The following is an 18824-nucleotide window of genomic DNA, read 5'->3' on the forward strand; positions in this document are numbered from 1 at the left end:
CAATTTATGAAACATATCGCAATAATTGGGAATGGTATAGCTGGTGTTACTGCGGCTAGACATATTAGAAAACAAACGGATTATAAAATCACATTGATTTCTGCCGAAGCTAAACACTTCTTTTCTCGAACGGCATTAATGTATGTCTATATGGGTCATATGAAATGGCAACACATCAAACCTTACGAAGATTGGTTTTGGGATAAAAACCGTATTGAACTAAAACAAGGTTATGTAAAAACGGTGGATACAGATAACAAACAATTGCTTTTTGAAGATCAATCTCAATTGAAATATGACAAGCTTATCATTGCCTGTGGTTCCAAACCTAACAAATTCGGATGGCCAGGTCAAGACCTTGATGGGGTTAGCGGAATGTATTCTAAACAAGATTTAGAAACCATAGAAGAATATGCGTCAAATCCTGAACAGTGCAAAAGAGGCGTAATTGTTGGCGGTGGTTTAATAGGTATCGAGTTGGCTGAGATGCTACGTTCAAGAGATATACCAGTTACGATGTTAGTCCGCGAAAAAAGCTTTTGGAATGGCGTTTTGCCCGATGGCGAGTCGCAAATGATCAACGAACACATTTTAGAACATCATATTGATTTAAGACTTGGTGTCAACTTAGAGCGTATTAAGGCCGATGAAAACGGCAAAGCCAAATCCGTTATCATTAAAGAAACTGGTGAAGAAATTGAATGTGATTACGTCGGTTTGACCGCTGGAGTTTCACCAAATATTGGCTTTTTAAAAGACAGTGGTATTGAAACGGGAAAAGGTGTAAAAGTGAATAAATATTTAGAAACCAATATTGAAGATGTTTATGCCATCGGCGATTGTGCGGAACAACAAGAGCCTACGGGGAAACGACCACCTGTAGAAGCAGTTTGGTATACAGGAAGAATGATGGGCGAAGTCGTCGCTCAAACGATTTGCGGAAGACGAACCGCCTATAAGCCTGGACATTGGTTTAATTCTGCAAAATTTCTTGATATTGAATACCAAACCTACGGATGGGTTTTCCCAAAACGCCATTGTGAAGAATACGAAAAGCACTTTCATTGGAGACATCCTGAAAAGAAGATTTGCGTGACTTTATCTTATCATAAAGATACACGCAAGTTTTTAGGAATCAATACTTTCGGCATACGGATGCGTCACGAAGTTTTTGATAAATGGTTGACTGAAGAACGCGATATCGATGATGTGGTTGAGCATTTAAAAGAGGCTAATTTTGATCCTGAATTTTTTAAACGGTATGAAAAAGACATATATGAAACTTATAGAAAGCAATTTGTAGAAGTTTGATATAGAACCTAAATTCAGACCTCAAAGGTCTCAAAGACCTGTGAGGTCAAAAAAACATAAAAATATGAGTACATCACAAAATATGTCTATGACTGGACGTGCAGCAGATAGTTTAAATGCACAGCAAAAAATAGCGGCTGTTATTGGTATGGTTGGTCTATTAATTTTGGGTATTTCAGCTTTTAATGTGCAATTACAACCACAAGCACTTTGGTTGACGGTGTCACTAATTATGATTGCTGGTGGAATTATTTGGTATGCCAAAGCTTCTTATGCAGGAACAGAACCAGGTATTAAAAATGATGGCGTATTTTTCAAGTCCATTTCATCACGCGGACTTTGGGCTTATCTCACAGGTATTGGTTTAACGGGTTTTTATATTTTACTTTATTTTTATCCTGAATTTTTAGGCTTAGTAAAAGATGGCGATAACACTGGTGTCATTGCTTTATTTGATCCTTTAAGCAAAGCTTTAAGCGACAATCCGGCCAGCCAGTGGTTTGTGTATGGCACACTTTATACTTTAGTGATTTTAGCCTTTGGGATCAAATTTATTTGGAAATATAGACACAGCAAATATCAGCAAATCAGAACCATTTCTGTGATGTTTTTTCAAACCTCTTTTGCCTTTTTGATTCCGGAATTTATGGCACGTTTAAATGGCGATAAATTAAACTTACCTTATTACGATTTAAAAAATATATGGCCTTTAAATTATTACAATTTTGATCAATATAGAATTGATGCCATGATAAGTTCTGGTGATATTGGCATTGCCTTGTTGATTTTTGGTTTAGCTTCTATATTTATTATAACGCCAATATTGACTTATTTTTATGGCAAACGTTGGTATTGTTCCTGGGTTTGTGGCTGTGGTGGTTTAGCAGAAACCTCAGGCGATAGTTTCCGACAGTTAAGCGACAAATCGCTTTTTGCCTGGCGTGTAGAGCGTTGGGTTATCCACAGTGTTTTGGTTTTCGTCACGCTTATGACGACTGCAGTGGTGTATTCTTATCTCAAAACCGATCAATATTGGTTACATGGTGACACGTTTTTATGGACAGTTGGAATTTTGCTCACACTTATTTTTGCTGGTGTGATGATTTTTAAACGTGAACAGTTTAAAAAAGATGCTAAAATTGGTGCTGTAGCCTATATGGTGGTTATTTTAGCACTTTTGGGATTACATGCATTTCAAGATGTGCAATTGTTTTTATTTGATAGTTATAAGTTGCGAAGCACTTATGGTTTCTTAATTGGCAGTATTTTCTCTGGTGTGATTGGCACAGGGTTTTACCCTATTTTTGGTAATCGGGTCTGGTGTAGATTTGGTTGTCCTATGGCAGCAATATTAGGCTTTCAGCAACGCTTGTTTTCAAAATTTAGAATTACAACCAACGGCGGACAATGCATCTCCTGTGGAAACTGTTCTACCTATTGTGAAATGGGCATAGACGTAAGAGCTTACGCTCAAAAAGGCGAAAATATTGTGCGTTCCTCTTGCGTAGGTTGTGGCATATGTTCTGCAGTTTGTCCTCGTGGTGTGTTGAATTTAGAGAATGACAGCCTCAAAGACCGCATCAATCCGAAAGATGTTTTGTTGGGTAATGATGTAGATCTGATGGAATATGTAAATGGGTCAAAAAACTAGTAAATTTAAAATAGGCCTTTTATATTTCCATCAGCATCAATGTCTATTTTTTCAGCAGCAGGATAAGCTGGCAGTCCTGGCATACGCATCATATTTCCTGCGATAGGAATAATAAAACCAGCACCAGAAGCGATTTCAATTTCTCTGATTGAAAGGGTAAAATTTTCAGGTTTACCACGAAGCGAATCATCATCAGAAAGAGATTTCTGCGTTTTTGCCATACAAATAGGAAGATGATTTAAGCCAAGCTTTTGAATGCGTTTCAAATCAGATTTAGCCTTAGCAGTATATTCAATATTTGAAGCCCCGTAAATATTTTTAGCAATAGTATCTATTTTCTCTTCAATAGGTTATTCCCATTTATACAAAGCTAAAAAATCATTTTTAGATGTTGTTTTTAATGTTTCAATTACTTCTTTTGCCAATTCCAAAGCACCATTTCCACCTTCAGCCCAAACATTAGCAAGAGCAACTTTTACACCACATTGTTTTCCAAAATCTTTAACGGCTTGAATTTCTTCTGGAGTATCTGCTGTAAATTGATTGATGGTAATGATAGGTGTGATGTTGAATTTTTGAATGTTTTCAATATGCTTTTCTAAGTTTGGCAATCCTTTTTTTACGGCTTCAGCATCAAGTGAATTAAGTTCTTTTAGACTTTTGCCGCCGTGGTATTTTAGGGCTCTTATCGTAGCAGTTAACACAACGACTTCGGGTTTTAAGCCAGCGCTTTGGCACTTGATATTTAAAAACTTTTCTCCACCCAAATCAAATCCAAAACCGGCTTCAGTGATGGTATAATCGGCAAGGCTCATCCCCATTTTAGTGGCAATAACCGAATTGGTGCCTTGAGCAATATTGGCAAAAGGACCACCGTGAATAATAGCGGGATTGCCTTCAATGGTTTGCACTAAATTTGGTTTTATAGCGTCCTTAAGTAAGGCAGCCATGGCGCCGTTAGCTTTTAAATCTTTTGCATAGATTGGTGTTTTGTCATGGGTAAACCCAATAAATATTTGACCTAGTCTTTCCTTTAAATCAGATAAATTGTTGCTTAAGCATAAAATTGCCATAATTTCTGAAGCTGCAGTGATATCAAAACCTGTCTCACGAGGAACACTCATGGTTGTTCCGCCTAAGCCCACTATGATTTGACGTAAAGCTCTGTCATTGACATCTAAAACCCGTTTCCATTTAACGGTTCGTGCATCGATATTGAGGTTATTGGTTTTACTTTGTATATTATTGTCAATCATCGCAGCGAGCAAGTTGTTTGCCTTTTCAATAGCAGAAAAATCGCCTGTAAAATGCAGATTGATATCTTCCATAGGTAATACTTGCGATTTTCCACCACCTGTCGCCCCACCTTTTAGCCCAAAGACTGGTCCTAATGAAGGTTCTCGTAAAACCACAATACTTGATTTGTTGAGTTTTCTAAATCCTTCGTTTAAGCCAATTGAAATGGTGGTTTTGCCTTCACCTGCCGGTGTTGGTGAAATGGCACTGACCAAAATCAATTTACTTTTTAGTGCTTTTTTATCGTCGATCAAACTTAGCGGAAGCTTGGCTTTGTATTTGCCGTAATGCTCAAGGTCTTCGGGTTTAATATGAAGTTTTTCGGCAACACTATTAATATGATGGAGTTGAGCGGCATTCGCAATATCTAAGTCTGTCATAGCTTAAAAATTTGATTTAAAACTAAAACAAATTTTAAATCTATACAGTGACTTTTATCAGTTTAGTTTTAATATTATGATTCGTCAAGTCAAGGTTTAGAATATGAAACTTTTTAAATTAAAACCACAGATTATAATTCAGTTAAAAGAAGCTGCCGCAAAACTTTTAATTTGATAATCTGAACGCGTTTCAGATTCTATAACAAAAAGAAAAACTAAACGGTTAGGATTCTGAAATGAATTTATAATAACTAGCCTTTAAGGTTTTGAGACAGCTTCAAGTTATATAAAAAGTCGGTCTTTAGCCGTCAGAATTCTCAAATCTGCATAAATATTAGTTTAAATCCTACTTGAATTTAAAGTGAGGTGAATGATTAGTGTTGTTTATTAAATTCTCTTTGTTGATTATTTTGACCTTTTTTCATTTGTTTTTGTCGTCTTTCTCTGAGGCGTTCACGGGTTTTTCGTTTTAACTTTAAATACCGCTTAAATTGCTCATCAGACAAAATAGCTTTAACCTCTTGATTTTGGTTTTGATTCAAAGATCTCAACTCTTCAAATGAACGTTCAGATTTATCTTTTTCTCGAAATGTCACCAATTCTTTAGCATATTTTAGATTGATGGATTGGAGCTCTTGAGTTTGCTCATCAGTTAAATCTAGTTGTTTGCTTTGATATCCAGTTTGCATTTTGGCAATATCTTCAGCAGAGGCATCTTTTAAGTTTGGGCGTTGGGCTTCAGATTGACATGACCAAAGTAAAATTGATACTATAGATAAGAGATGGAATGTTGATTTTAAAGTTTTCATGTTTTTTCTAATTTTTTACAAATATTATAAAAAGGTGTATTTGTTAAAAACCATAAACCCATAAGGCTTCCAAATTCTATGCTGAAACTTCTTTTTATGCTATCGTAATTTAAAAAAAAATGATTTCAAGTTTTAAGCGACTTCGTAACCTCTTGCTGCTTCATAGAGCACAAACCAATCTTGATGCTTTAATTTTATATTGAGACTTTTAATAGCTGTTTTAACCCTTTGTGAGTCGGTAGTGCCAATAACGGGATAAATCTGAGCGGGATGATGGAGTAGCCAAGCCAAAACCAATTGAGAAATTGAGCAATTATATTGTTTTGAAAGCTTATTGAGATTTTGCTTTAATACAGAATTCTCACCGAGTTTTAAACTCTCACCCAAAGGTGACCATGCCATTGTTGTGATGTTGTTTTGTTGATGATAAAGCAAAGCCTCATCATCAATAGGCTTTGTATGAGTTAACGAACATTCAATTTGATTTGCTGAGACTTTTAAATTTTGACTTACATAGTCAATTTGCTGTGGTGTAAAATTAGACACTCCAAAAGCTTTAATTTTACCCTGTTTTTGGAGTTGAGACACTGCTTCTAAAATTTCATCATTTTGCATTAAGGGACTCGGGCGATGTAGTAAAAACAAATCGAGATAATCGGTTTTTAAATTTTTTAGTGACTGTTCAGCTTGTCTAATAATATAATTGGTTTGATAGTTATAGTGTTTTACAAAAGACTGTCGATTTTCATTCACAAGTTGAATTCCACATTTAGAAATAAGCTGAATTTGTTCACGCTGGACCTGGCTTTGTGATAATGCATGACCAAAAGCTTCTTCCGTCGTATAGTTACCATAAATATCAGCATGATCAAATGAAGTGACCCCTAGGTCAACATTTTCTGAAATACGCTTTGCCATCTCAGAGGTATTGAAGTTTTTACCCCAAACACCCCAAGTCATACAGCCTTGAATAATTCTTGAAAATTGTTGTTCCATCATTTAAAAATACAAAAATATACATAAAAAAACCTGCCAAGTTTGAGAAAACTGACAGGTTTTGATTGATAATTATAATACTATTGAGGTTATTTATTCTACGTTAATTTCGATTTCATCAAGTTCATAAGTGCCGTCTTGATTTGAGCTACCGCTACCAGAATATTTAAAGGCCACATAGCCATCTTGTCCAATACAGGATAAATCAACAACACCAGAGCTCACCCAATTCCCAAAAAATTCACTATCACTGACAACATTCGCATCAGCGAGCACACCCCATTCTGCGTCACTTATGCCAGCTTCTGTACCATCCCAATCTGTTGAAAACAAAATTTGAAGTGTACTGCCATCAGAAAAACTATTTGAGGTTTGAAACTCTAAAGAAACAGTTTGGTTGCTGCTGATTGGAATATTTGGGCTTATTAACCAGGCCACTGAACTTGCATCACCAGATTGGAATGACCCAACTCTTGCAGAAACCCCTAACGAAGCATTTGTTCCATTATCTGTGTAGGTTTCCCAAGTTTGTGTACCAGCTTCTATAATATTTGTCCAACCAGGAATATTAACGGGTTGATTAGTCGGTTCGCCTTCAAAATCTACATTTTCAAAACTATTAGCGGCTGGATTTTGTAGTGTTCCACATTCAAAAATAAGAGGATCACAACGTTCACCTGTTAAATCCACATCATTAGTCGTTCTAATTAACAGTTGTTCTGTTCCATTAAATGCACTAAGCACAGCGGTGATAGAACCTTGACCAGTTGGAAATGGGTCGTTAGCAAAATCCGAAAAACCACTATTTCTCATAATCGTTACAGCTCCTGTATCACAACTTTCAATGCTTCGGTTGGCAGAAGAAGTGCCTGAAAAGAAAGCATAAGCACTTCCAACTTCATCAAGTGGGAGTTGAACACCGTCAAGATTAATGAGAATGCCTTGAGGAGCCTGTATTTGATTTGGAGTGCCATCGCCATCGTCATCTATGGGGTTACCATTGTCGTCTAATTCGTCTATGCTAATGCCACCTGGATTAATTTGAGCTGGCGTAGGAACAATATCGACTGACTCATCTGTAGCAAAAACAAAATTACCGATTTGTCCTTCTGGTATTCTGTCTACTTCGTTGCCATCTATAAAACCAAGAGAGACTACACCACCAAATGCCTGACCAAGTGCTAATCGATCTAATTTAATAAGCACTTTTCGTCCAGGGGAATAGGTTTGAAATAAATTATCTTCATCAGCTAAAATTTGAATAGCTGCTGTAGGATTTTCAGGTTTATCTTGTATATAAAGATTTTTAAAGAAGTTACCACTGACATCGCTAGATACAACATAGCCTTCGGTCACTAAATTTTGATTAGGAGAAAATTCAATAAGATTTCCCCCAAACAAATCTTTAACCTCTGCTAGAGTAATGTTAGGCTCAAGAGGCTCTTCTATATTACATCTTGTGTCTGTAAAGTTGATATTGGCAGGTTCATTGATAGCAAATATATTAGTATCGCCAAAGAAGTTAAGTGAAAATACACCATCAATGCTTCCTGAACCTTCGGGAATTGTTAAGGCTTTAAAATCGGCAAATGTACTGGTATTAAAAATTATAGTGCCGCCATCTTGACAATCCTCGAGAATTCTTTCACCATCAAATTCATCTGCAGGTTCAGCAGCAAAAGTCTTTCCTAAGGCTGTTGCAGAAAATTGAACTTCATTTAATCTAATAAAAGTGTTAAGATTACTAGACTTCAATTCGTTTATACTTTTAGGTAAAGGCACAATTTCAGCCGTTTCAGAGCTTCTGAGAAGAACATCTTCGGCTTGAGCCTCTTGGATTTGACCAAGCTCATTGCCATCAACTGTTCCTATAACGCCAACACCGTTTGAAATACCAACGCTAAGCCCCTGCATTTTTATAAAAATTTTGCGTCCAAAATTGTATTTGGTAAATAAAGGATTAACGTTAACAGAAACTCTTATCCCAGCAGTGGGGTTTTCAGGTTTATCTTGAATGATGAGTTCTTCAAAAAAGTTACCGCCTTCATCAGATGAGATAACGTAACCCTCTACATAAATGTTTTCTTCAATAGTTTTGATTTCGCCTTGGTTTTGCTGTATAAGTCCAAGCATAGAGCTTATAGTAACTACTTCTCCGTCTATTTCAGGATCTGTTACAGTCACATCTGGTATAGCAAAATCATCATCTTCAACACATGAGGTTGTCATTAAGCCAAGTGCTAAGATTAATAAAAATGTAAGTTTAAAAGAAATTGTCTTCATTGTTGTATTATTAATTTGTTCTGAATATAAAGCTTTAAAATCTAAGATAAAAATTTAAATAATAGGTCGTGCCACGACCAAAAAAGTAGCGGTTGCCAAATAGCGGGTTTTCACGGCTCAAATCTTCTGTGCGATTTTGGAAGTTAGCTCTTCGAGATTGTTCAAATCCTCCAGTTTTGTAGTCTTCTCCAAAAATATTATTAATCACAGCAAAAAATCCAACGTAGTAATCGCCAACTTTCCAAGATTTTTCTCCAATAGCGTTAAATAAGAAATAGTCATCAAACTCTTCTTGCTTTAAAGTTTGTCTTGCAATTTCTGGATCAAAGTTAGCAAACTCTTGTCCGTCTAAATCTAATCTAAAGTTATCTGAACGCACTAAACCACTTGGACTCACATAAGCATTAGAAAAGTAGTTAGAGGTAATCCCGATGTTCCAAAAATCAGGATCGCGATATTCAAAACCAAGTTGATAGGCTTGTTGTGGTCCACCTGATACTTTAAGGTCTTTCAAAGCAGTTTTACCACTTCCGAATCTGATTTTTTGAGTGCCAAAATCTTGGCTTGTTAAGTATAAATTAGGGTTGCTATCATAGGTATGTTGACCCCAAGCACCAGCAGCTTTAAGCTTTATGGTTGGTGTGACTTGAGCTTCAATTCCTAATTCAGCACCAATGTGTTGGCGATCTATACCTGTCATCACTTCTTGTACAAAAGCACTGGCGTTGTCTGAATTAAAGCCTGTAAGGTCTTCGGTAAAGTAAAAACCGACATTGGTTTCATCTTCTATTTTGGTATAATAACCTGTTAATCTTGCTTGAATTATAGGCGAGCGGTAGATGTAACTCAAATCTGCCGAGGTAGAAATTACTTCTTTAAGGTCTTCAACAACCATATTATTTTGTCTCGGGTTGCTATAAGAGTTTCTTATCGTTGGTGCTTTTTGAATGTAAGCTGCATTAACATCTAAATAATGACCGCCTTTAACTTTAAAAACACCACCAATTTTAGCTGCGAGGTTATCAAAACTAAGTTCTTCACCTTCACCAAAGGATTGTTCACCAGGATAATATCCGTTTTCATATAAACCAGTTCGTTGATAAGTGGTTTGTCCAAATTTACCAGCTACGTAAAAATCCACCCAATCATATTGAAATTGAGCTTGTGCAAAGGCGTTGTATTCTTCAACGTCTATTTCATAATTATATTTATAACGGTCGCCTTCAACCACTAATCGGTTTGGGTTTCTTAAGTCGGATTGAGCAATATCAACAGCAGAACCAATAGCTTGTGTGCTTTCATCAGCAAAGAAATCTATATCTAAAAATTGTTGCCCACCGAGTAAATCCGCAACTTCTGCATAGTTTTCACTGTTTAATGAACGGTAATCAACACTGGCGTTTAAAGTTATTCTATCATTAAGTTTAGCGTTCAATACAGAGTTAAACTGTATCAAATCATCGTCAACCAAATCTTCTTTTAAGATGTAGGTGGAGTTGCCACCAGTAATGGCGTTGTTTAAGTTGGCTTCGTAAACGGCATTCCAGTCAAATTGACCATCTTCTAAGAAAGCTTGTTGAGCTGTATATGCGTTTGCGAGGTCTGTTGTTGTAGGATTTGGGTCTTGCAAAAAGTAACTCGGTAGCTTTTGCCAATATACTGGTGAAGGATTTCTGGCACCACCGATGTAGGTATCTTCACCATTTGGTCCTTGAATTCTTCGGGTTCCACCATTATCAATACGGGTTGTTCCCAGAGTTCCAAATTGGTAGCCAACATTGGTGTTTAAGGAAATATTTTCATTGATATCCCAATAGTGGTTTAACATAAATACTGGTTGTTCGATGGTTCTGATTCTTACATTTCGTTTATCTCCATTTTGGTAACCCCATTCTGGGTTGTATCGACGACCTTTCAGGTCTTCAACTTCTTGGGTTATAGCATTAGATAAACCTCTTCGATTTGGAGTATAAAAGCCAGTAAAGTTTAAACTGTGTTTGTCATTGATTTGTTTTTCTACCGAAGCAGAAAATGAATTGGCATCGTAAAGCGTAGCATCTTGAAAACCTTCCTCGCCAAAACGTCTAGACATTAATACGGAGTAAGACCAGCCGTTAGACAATATGCCAGAGTTATAGCTTCCCATAACTCTGCCTTGATAAGAACGGTTTGAAGACGCAAAAGACACACGTCCGCCTTTGCGTTGACCAGAAGCTCTCATATCAATATTGGTTGTTCCAGCAAGATCACCAAATTGAAATTCATTAGCATGAGTATTCATACTTAGTGTTCGATTTCTTTGGATATCATTTAAGCCACCCCATTGCGTCCATTGTGGTCTTCCGGTTGAAAATTTATTCATCTCCATTCCATTAATCAGGACTTTACCACGGGCGTTGTCATAACCACGTGGATTAAAAAATGTCGCACTAAAATCATAGGCCGCTGCTCTTAAAAACACATCACGTGTAGATTGGAGTAAACCAGAGACATTGAATAAAACATTGTCATCGCTAGCCAATTCGTTGTCTGATAAACTGATTATGCCTGTTTGCTCTGACTCTTCACTAATATCTACTTTTATGTATAAAGTGCCTAAGTCTAAAGTTTCGCCTTCGTTAATAATGATAGGATATCGTTTAGACACATAGCCTTCTTTATCGACTAACAGCATTTGTTCGCCAAGTGGTAATTCTGAACCTTGTAAGTTAAAAACACCTTTGTTGTTGGTTTTGACACTCAGTAATGTCCCTTCTATGCTTAATTCTACATCAGGAATAGGTTGCTCATCAACGTCTTGAACAATAATACCAGTTACACTTGTTTGCTGGCTAAAAACTAAACTAGAAAAAAGTAGAAATAAAGAGAGAAAAATTGATTTATTCATTGGTTGAAAAATTATATGAGTCTAACCTCTTTAAGAAATTATTATGTTTTGACTGCAAATGTATTTAATATTTATTTATTCCCTATTTTTGAACCATAAAAATTAAAAAATTTACAATTAAATAATATTACATGAAAACAATTTTAGATTTAAGACTGCTTACATTAGCATTGCTCATAGCCTTTAGTGCAAGATCTCAAGATAAAAAATACAGGATATTAACTGTGGCATTTTATAATCAAGAAAACTTATTTGACATAGAAGATGATCCAAATAAACTAGATGAGCGTTCACCAATTATGGAAATGGATTCGACGGCTCGACCTGATGTTTATAAAAAGAAAATTGCCAATATGGCAAAAGTTATTTCTAAAATTGGAACGGATTTTGCTGGAGTGCCACCAGCTATAATTGGGGTTTGTGAGGTTGAAAATGATGATGTGCTTCTCGACTTGGTCAATCATCCGCGATTACGTCCATTTAATTATGGTGTGATTCATTATGATTCGCCTGATGAAAGAAGTATCGATACAGGTTTACTCTACCAAAAATCACAGTTTATTCCTACAAATTCTGTGGCTCATGAAGTCAAAATATTTTATGGAATAGATAAAAGTAAGCGTAACTATACCCGCGATGTGCTTGTTGTATCTGGAAAATTAAGAGGAGAAGATTTTCATTTTATTGTCAACCACTGGCCATCTAGAAGTGGCGGGCAAAAGCGTTCTGAGCCAGGAAGACTTACTGCTGCCAAAGTTACTAAAAAAGCCATTGACTCTTTACAAGCTATAGATCCTTACGCTAAAATTATGGTCATGGGTGATTTTAATGATGGACCATATAACAAAAGTATTGCTGAAGTTATCGGTGCTAAATTTAACAAAGAAGAAGTTGGCCTTAAAGAATTTTATAATCCTTATGAAGAAATTCGTAAAAAAGGTGGTGGCACAATCGCCTATCGTGGCAGTTGGGATATTTTTGATCAAATTTTCTTTAGCGAGCCTTTGCTCAATAGTGAAGATTATTCTGAATTTAGATATTATAAATCTGGTGTTTTTGCACCAACATTTTTGCAAACTCCTAAAGGTCGATGGAAAGGTTATCCTTATAGAAGTTTTGCTGGTGGGTTTACTGGAGGCTACAGTGACCACTTTCCAGTATTTGTGTATTTGATTAGAGAGATTGAGGAAGATAAGTAATAAGCATTAATTTATTTCGCTTTCAATTTCACCCAAATACAAGCCCATCTTAATTTTCCAATACGGCATTTTTTCTTCAAAATACTCGTAATAGGGTTTGAGTGCTTCTTCTTCTAAGTTTAATTCTGTTTTGGCTTTCAAAATGCTTTCAACTTCTGTTTTGTCGATATATTGCCACAGGTCAATCGGTTTTTCTGCTTGGTGCAAACGGGTCAAATGGTTGTAAATGGTTTCTTCTTTGAGCTCTCTTTTTTTAGCAATGTCTTTTACAGAATGTTCCTTTTCAAGTAAATTAAAAGTTTCGATATGAGTTGAATTCAAACCTTTAGTCTGTTTAGATTTTGATTTTTTTTGCTTTTGGTATTTTTTGATTACTGCTAAAAACCGTTGTCCGTATTTTTTGTTTTTAGCTTCACCAACACCACTGACTTGTAAAAAATCTTTTCCGTCTTGAGGTAATTGCTTTTCCATATCTTTTAGACTGGCATCGCTAAACACCACATAAGCTGGCACTTGCTCTTCTTGGGCAATTTGTTTTCGCAACTGTCGCAATTCATCAAATAAACCTGATGAATGTTGTTGAGGTAAATCGGTAACTTCTTGTGGTTTGGGTTGAGTTTGTAATCTTGCCAGTTTCACTTTTTGGCCTTCAAACAGTATTTTTTTAGCCAGAGGTGTCAATAGCAATCGTCCTTTTTCGTGAAAGCGAATTTCAAGAATTCCTTGATTTATCATTTGGATGATGTATTGTTGAAGGTCTAACCAAGGCACATCTCTGGCTACGCCATAAGTTTTGATGTTTTGATAAGCTTTGTCATAAACCTGAGCATTTCTTGAGCCTCGCAACACATCAATTAACATAGTTATGGGCTCTTTTTGTTTGAGTCGATATACTGCTGAACAAACTTTTTGAGCTAAAATAGTGCCGTCAAAAAATTGGGGTGGCGTTTTGCAATTATCACAATTTCCACAATCTTCAGAGGTATGCTCGCCAAAATAATTCAATAATGTAATTCGCCGACAATTCAAAGCCTCAGCAAATTGCTGCATGCGTTCAAGTTTTGCCAACTGAACTTCTTGATTTGCAGACTCATCAACAAATTTTCTGAGTTTTACAACGTCGGAATAACTGTAAAAAAGCAACGTATGAGCTGGCAAACCATCGCGACCACTTCGACCAATTTCTTGGTAATAACTTTCTATATTTTTGGGCATATTGTAGTGAATCACCCAACGCACATTGCTTTTATCAATGCCCATTCCAAAGGCGATGGTAGCCACGATAATCGGTGTGCGGTCGTTGACAAAATCATCCTGAATTTGACTGCGTTCATCAGAGTCTAAACCTGCGTGATAGGCTTGTGCATCATAACCGTAATTGACCAAATTATCAGCTAAACTTTCTGTGCCTTTTCGGCTTAAACAATAAATAATACCACTTTCATCAGGTTTGTTTTTTAAAAACTCTAAAATTTGTGGTAAACGTTTGGTGCCTGGTCTGACTTCTAAATACAGGTTTGCTCTATCAAAAGATGCTAAGTGTTTTTGGGCTGTTGTGATGTTCAGCTGATTTAAAATATCATCTTGTGTTGCCGTATCGGCAGTAGCCGTAAAAGCAGCAATTGGAATGTTTGGATATTTCTCTTTTAGCTGACTTAATTCTTGATAAGCTGGTCTAAAATCGTGACCCCAAGCCGAAATGCAATGGGCTTCGTCTATGGCGAAAAGGCTAATTTGGGTTTCCTTGAGATGTGGTATTAATAGTTTTAAACTTTCGGGTGCGACATATAATAGTTTGATTTTTTGTTGATGTAAATCATTTAACACCTGATTTTGAACCTCAATAGGCTGCGAGCTGTTGTAGTAATTTGCAGAAATTCCGTTGGCTCGCAAGGCATCTACTTGGTCTTTCATCAAGGCGATAAGTGGCGAAACCACAATTGCAGTGCCATCAAGCATCAAAGCTGGCAATTGAAAACACAAAGATTTACCACCACCTGTTGGCATAATAGCAAGAACATCTTTACGCTCTATTAAATCTTGAATAATAGCTTCTTGATTGGGGCGAAAACTATCATAACCGAAATATTTTTTGAGTAAATTTAAAGATGTTGTTCTTGTTTGCATTTTGTAAAAATAAAATTTTTTTTGCAAATCTATTGTGCAATTTCCAAAGCTAAGGCAAAAATGTCGCTAACTTGTCGGTTTAAAACTGTAAGAGTTATGAGCAAATAAATGCTAATTTTGGATAAATAAAAACATCCTACAATTTATGAAAAATATAGGACAAAAAATCAAAAGCATTCGTAACCAAAAAGGACTTTCACAAGAAGAACCTGCCGACCGAGCAAAAGTTAATTTAAGAACCATTCAACGCATAGAAAATGCCGAGAGCGAACCACGCGGTAAAACCCTGCAATTAATCTGTAATGTTCTGGAGGTCAATATTGAAGATATTTTAGATTATGGGAAACAAACCAATCATAATTTCTTAGTCGTTTTTCATTTGTCTGTTTTGAGTTTTCTTGTTATTCCTATGGGGAATATTATTCTTCCTCTCATACTGTGGATGAATAAAAAAGATAAAATTATCGGACTTCACACTATAGGAGCCAATCTATTAAACTTTCAGATGGTTTGGACTGTTGTTTCTTTTTTATCAATCATAACATTTGCTCTATTCAAAATTTTGCATTACGGAAATTATGAGTATTTCTTTTACGTATTTGCAGGGCTTTATGTTTTGAACATAGTTTTACCTATAATTTTTGCAGTCAAAGCCAATAAAGGGCAAACCCAAATATATTATCCTAAATTGATAAAGTTTGTGAAGTAGATTGATTTATAATAAGTAATTGCCACGAATGCACTAATGAATTCAAAACTGATTAGTTACATGCTTCAAAAATAAATAATAGACTTTTAAACCAAAATAATAATGTAACACTAAAAAACCTCACAGGTCTCGAAGACCTGTGAGGTTTAAATTTGATTTTTCTTACTTGTTGTTTTATAAACTTTTAATACCTATAATACTCAGGCTTAAATGGTCCATCAACATCAACGCCAATATAATCGGCTAATTGGGACAATATGTTCGTTAAAAAAAGTTCTTAAGTAAGGTATTGAACCGTATTTAGTGCAAACTAACAAACAGATTTGACTAAACTAAAAACTTGAGCCCCCGAACTATTAAGTGCATAGAAAATGAAAATATCTATAAATAAGTGAGAAATGTTGGATCGCATTTTCTTAAAGTCACATGAACAAAATTCCAATATACTTAATTTAGCCACAATTTTATCTTACATTACAAAAAAGATGGTTTAATTTTAGTAATTTTAGTACAATTGGTAGAATTAAAATCATTTGATTCCAATTTAGAGATTTGTTCGGATGTTGCGTTTTCAACATGAATGAGCTTTGTTAATTTTTTTTCATTTTTATCGTAAACTTTCGATACACCATAAGGGAACATTTGTTTTGCAAAGAGAGCAGGTTGAATTTTCCAATCCAAAGTGCTATCGATAACTACAATAAAATTACCATCCTCGTGAACGTATGCACTTTCTGTAGGTTTGAGCTTGAACATATCGGGTTTTTGCATTTTTTTGAAGTTGACAGGTTCAAATTCGTAACATTCATCAGATGACACATCTTTCTTGAAATTTCCTTGTCGATAAGAGATCACGAAATTTTGATCCTCAATATTCACCGATATACCGGGATTGAGATTGGGAAAAGTATAACCATCTAAGAGAAGAACATTAGAGTTTGCTATAAAATCTCTTTGAATATTATCAAATGCAGATTTAGCGATTTTTTCTTCTAAAGAAATATCTGTTCCCAAATCATTTGTAATAATTGTCTTGTATGAAAAGAATGAAGGCACAAACTTTTTTGAATCATGCTTGGAATTTTGTAGAGAAGAATCTTGGGGAAATAAAGAAAGTTGATTAAGTAATAAAAACACAATTACTAAACCACTATTAAAATTTAATTTTTTAGTTTTCATAATATTCATCTTAAAATTATCTAACTTAAGAAAAACAGAGCCATTCTAAACGTAGAGTGGCTTTTAAAATAGCAATACTATCTTCAATTATTGATTATAGCTTGATTGATTTCTTTAACAAGAAACTGTTCAAAATCACGTTTATTATTAACATCCACATCATAGATGACCGGCAATTCATTAATTGTATCATCACTATTAGACCTCAATTCTATATCAAAATCAACCGAGCCCGAGCAAGAACCACTGAAAGTTAAATTTCCACGTACTCTAGTGACCTTATTATCAAAAATGCTATAACTAACTGTAATATCATAAGTCATAGTGCAATCACTAATAGTTACTGACCCATTTAATTCGATGTCAATAAAATATAGCATGTCTGTGGCTAATAGTTTTTCTCCAAACGAACAGTCGTTTACCACATAGCCGTCTGTACTTTCTGCAACTGAATTCAGCTCGCTAACAGCATGATTGGATGTCTATACTCCAAAAAATAATACTACAATAATTTTTGAAAAATTTTTCATGATAATTAAATTTTAAAGTTGAACATAACCAAAATTACAACTTGTATTTTTTTGTTTTGTTAAATATAAGTTAATCATTGTTGTTCGATAAACATCGTTGGGTAAAATAAGACTTAAAACCTTTTTGATAATGGGTTGACCGCTAAAATTTTTACTTTTGTTCACATGTAAGTTTTGTGGAAAAACTAAGATAAAAATAAGTGGAAAATCCTATATAGGAAATCCCGCTTTTAAAAAATGTTTATCGGACACTACTGATTATGAATATTTCTTTTTTATTTTTATAGGTCTTTATGTACTAAATATGGCTTTACCAGTAATTTTTGCAGTCAAAACAAATAAAGGCAAAACGAACTTAAATTATCCTAAGTTGATAAAGCTGGTGAAGTAAATTGAAATGATTTACAACTGAGAATGTAAAAAATCGGCAGTATTTTTTAGATTTCTTTTTCTCAATATGTCTAATACTTCATATTCATCAAGATTAGGGTTCTTTTTGTTAAAGACCATTTCTCTAAAAGCCTCGACAGATTGTTTTATATTAAGATCGATTAAATCTGTGCAAAAATCGTCTGCAGATTTAGCCTTTAAACCAAAGGATGCTAAATATGAATTCGGAAAGTGCTTTAGGTTATTTGTAACAATTACATTTGCATTAGTTTTAATGGCAGCAGCTAAAACATGGCAATCATCTTTGTCAGGAAGTGATAAGGCATTTATCAAGCCTGAATAGTTTTTAACAAATGCATACGGAAAAGCTAAATTTGCTTTTCTAATTCTTTTATTAGCCTCTTTCTCTGAAATATTTTTTCTAAACATAACACTTTTCCATTCGTCAAAAATGTGTTTACTCCATTTGGGTGTGAACAAATCATAATAAGCGAACCAAAAAAGCAAATCTCTCACTTCTAAGGGATAAACAACATTTGTGTCTAATACGGCAATAAATTTCACACTATGAATCATACAATTCTGATTCTTCATCAGACTGCATAATATCGATGATGTGTTGTTTTTGGTTTGCTTTCATTTGTATCTTATAGTCCATTACATCTTCAAATTTTAGCCTACGATGTTTGCCGACTTTTGTATAGTTGAGTTCTCCTTTCTCTAATAGTTTCACTAAATGGGGTCTTGAACAACCCAAAACTTCCGCTGCTTTTTGTGTAGAGACTTCTGTGGCTGAAGGCACTAAAGAGAATGCTTTACCTTCGCTCATAGTCTTCAAAATGTTCCCTAATAATTTTAAAGCATTTAAGGGTAACTTAATTTTTTCTTCAGTCTCTTCTATTTCAATGATAGGATGTTCTGTTTTAATTTTATTAATAACAGAAATTAAAGTATCATAAGAAGAGAAAGCAATTTTTTGTTCGTCTTTGCTTGGTTTATTTATAGTCTTAAACAGTTCCATTTCGGATTTGATTTAAATCAAAAATAAACGAAATAAACGAAACAAGCAAAACAAAA

Annotated in this window: 13 protein-coding genes and 1 pseudogene; 4 read left to right on the forward strand and 10 right to left on the reverse strand. The window is 35.0% G+C overall.

Annotated features, from left to right (window positions below):
- Positions 1-6 precede the first annotated feature (6 nt).
- Together ACSSV5_RS00920 and ACSSV5_RS00925 are read left to right on the forward strand one after the other, a co-directional pair.
- A complete protein-coding gene (locus ACSSV5_RS00920; RefSeq protein ID WP_454244403.1) occupies positions 7-1311 on the forward strand; it encodes an NAD(P)/FAD-dependent oxidoreductase in 1305 nt (434 codons plus the stop codon).
- Between the two features lie 64 nt (positions 1312-1375).
- On the forward strand, positions 1376-2962 hold the full coding sequence (locus ACSSV5_RS00925) for a 4Fe-4S binding protein (protein WP_454244404.1): 1587 nt from the start codon (positions 1376-1378) through the stop codon (positions 2960-2962).
- 5 nt (positions 2963-2967) lie between these two features.
- Here ACSSV5_RS00925 and ACSSV5_RS00930 read toward each other — a convergent pair.
- The 5 genes and pseudogenes from ACSSV5_RS00930 to ACSSV5_RS00950 form a co-directional block, all read right to left on the reverse strand.
- Positions 2968-4638: pseudogene (locus ACSSV5_RS00930) on the reverse strand (formate--tetrahydrofolate ligase).
- Between the two features lie 374 nt (positions 4639-5012).
- The gene (locus ACSSV5_RS00935; protein ID WP_454244405.1) at positions 5013-5447 is read right to left on the reverse strand and encodes a hypothetical protein; all 435 of its coding nucleotides are present in this window, start codon (positions 5445-5447) and stop codon (positions 5013-5015) included.
- Between the two features lie 132 nt (positions 5448-5579).
- Complete coding sequence (locus tag ACSSV5_RS00940) at positions 5580-6443, reverse strand: aldo/keto reductase (protein ID WP_454244406.1); 864 nt, start codon at positions 6441-6443, stop codon at positions 5580-5582.
- A 93-nt stretch (positions 6444-6536) separates the two neighbouring features.
- Complete coding sequence (locus ACSSV5_RS00945; protein ID WP_454244407.1) at positions 6537-8726, reverse strand: DUF5689 domain-containing protein; 2190 nt, start codon at positions 8724-8726, stop codon at positions 6537-6539.
- Positions 8727-8760: 34 nt separating this feature from the next.
- Positions 8761-11613 carry a TonB-dependent receptor gene (locus ACSSV5_RS00950; RefSeq protein WP_454244408.1) on the reverse strand — a complete coding sequence of 951 codons (2853 nt, stop codon included), beginning with the start codon at positions 11611-11613 and terminating at the stop codon, positions 8761-8763.
- 131 nt (positions 11614-11744) lie between these two features.
- On the opposite strand from ACSSV5_RS00950, the gene ACSSV5_RS00955 reads away from it, so the two are divergent.
- Complete coding sequence (locus ACSSV5_RS00955) at positions 11745-12812, forward strand: endonuclease/exonuclease/phosphatase family protein (protein ID WP_454244409.1); 1068 nt, start codon at positions 11745-11747, stop codon at positions 12810-12812.
- A gap of 6 nt (positions 12813-12818) precedes the next feature.
- Here the strand turns inward: ACSSV5_RS00955 and recQ are convergent, their stop codons facing one another.
- Positions 12819-14939 carry a DNA helicase RecQ gene (recQ, locus tag ACSSV5_RS00960; RefSeq protein ID WP_454244410.1) on the reverse strand — a complete coding sequence of 707 codons (2121 nt, stop codon included), beginning with the start codon at positions 14937-14939 and terminating at the stop codon, positions 12819-12821.
- Between the two features lie 145 nt (positions 14940-15084).
- Here recQ and ACSSV5_RS00965 point away from each other — a divergent pair, with 145 nt between their 5' ends.
- Entirely contained in the window at positions 15085-15648 is a 564-nt protein-coding gene (locus ACSSV5_RS00965; RefSeq protein ID WP_211065185.1) for a helix-turn-helix domain-containing protein, read from the forward strand.
- 184 nt (positions 15649-15832) lie between these two features.
- Here the strand turns inward: ACSSV5_RS00965 and ACSSV5_RS00970 are convergent, their stop codons facing one another.
- The 4 genes from ACSSV5_RS00970 to ACSSV5_RS00985 form a co-directional block, all read right to left on the reverse strand.
- Positions 15833-15904 (reverse strand): hypothetical protein, encoded by a 72-nt coding sequence (locus ACSSV5_RS00970; protein WP_371815988.1) that lies wholly within the window; start codon positions 15902-15904, stop codon positions 15833-15835.
- A gap of 218 nt (positions 15905-16122) precedes the next feature.
- Positions 16123-16827 carry a hypothetical protein gene (locus ACSSV5_RS00975; protein ID WP_211065186.1) on the reverse strand — a complete coding sequence of 235 codons (705 nt, stop codon included), beginning with the start codon at positions 16825-16827 and terminating at the stop codon, positions 16123-16125.
- Between the two features lie 932 nt (positions 16828-17759).
- Entirely contained in the window at positions 17760-18323 is a 564-nt protein-coding gene (locus tag ACSSV5_RS00980) for a PIN domain-containing protein (RefSeq protein WP_454244411.1), read from the reverse strand.
- Positions 18313-18768, reverse strand: a complete 456-nt coding sequence (locus tag ACSSV5_RS00985; RefSeq protein WP_211065189.1) for a helix-turn-helix domain-containing protein — start codon at positions 18766-18768, stop codon at positions 18313-18315. Before ACSSV5_RS00985 ends, ACSSV5_RS00980 begins: the two co-directional genes overlap by 11 nt.
- Between the last annotated feature and the right edge of the window lie 56 nt (positions 18769-18824).

This window comes from Psychroflexus sp. MBR-150 (assembly GCF_053628795.1).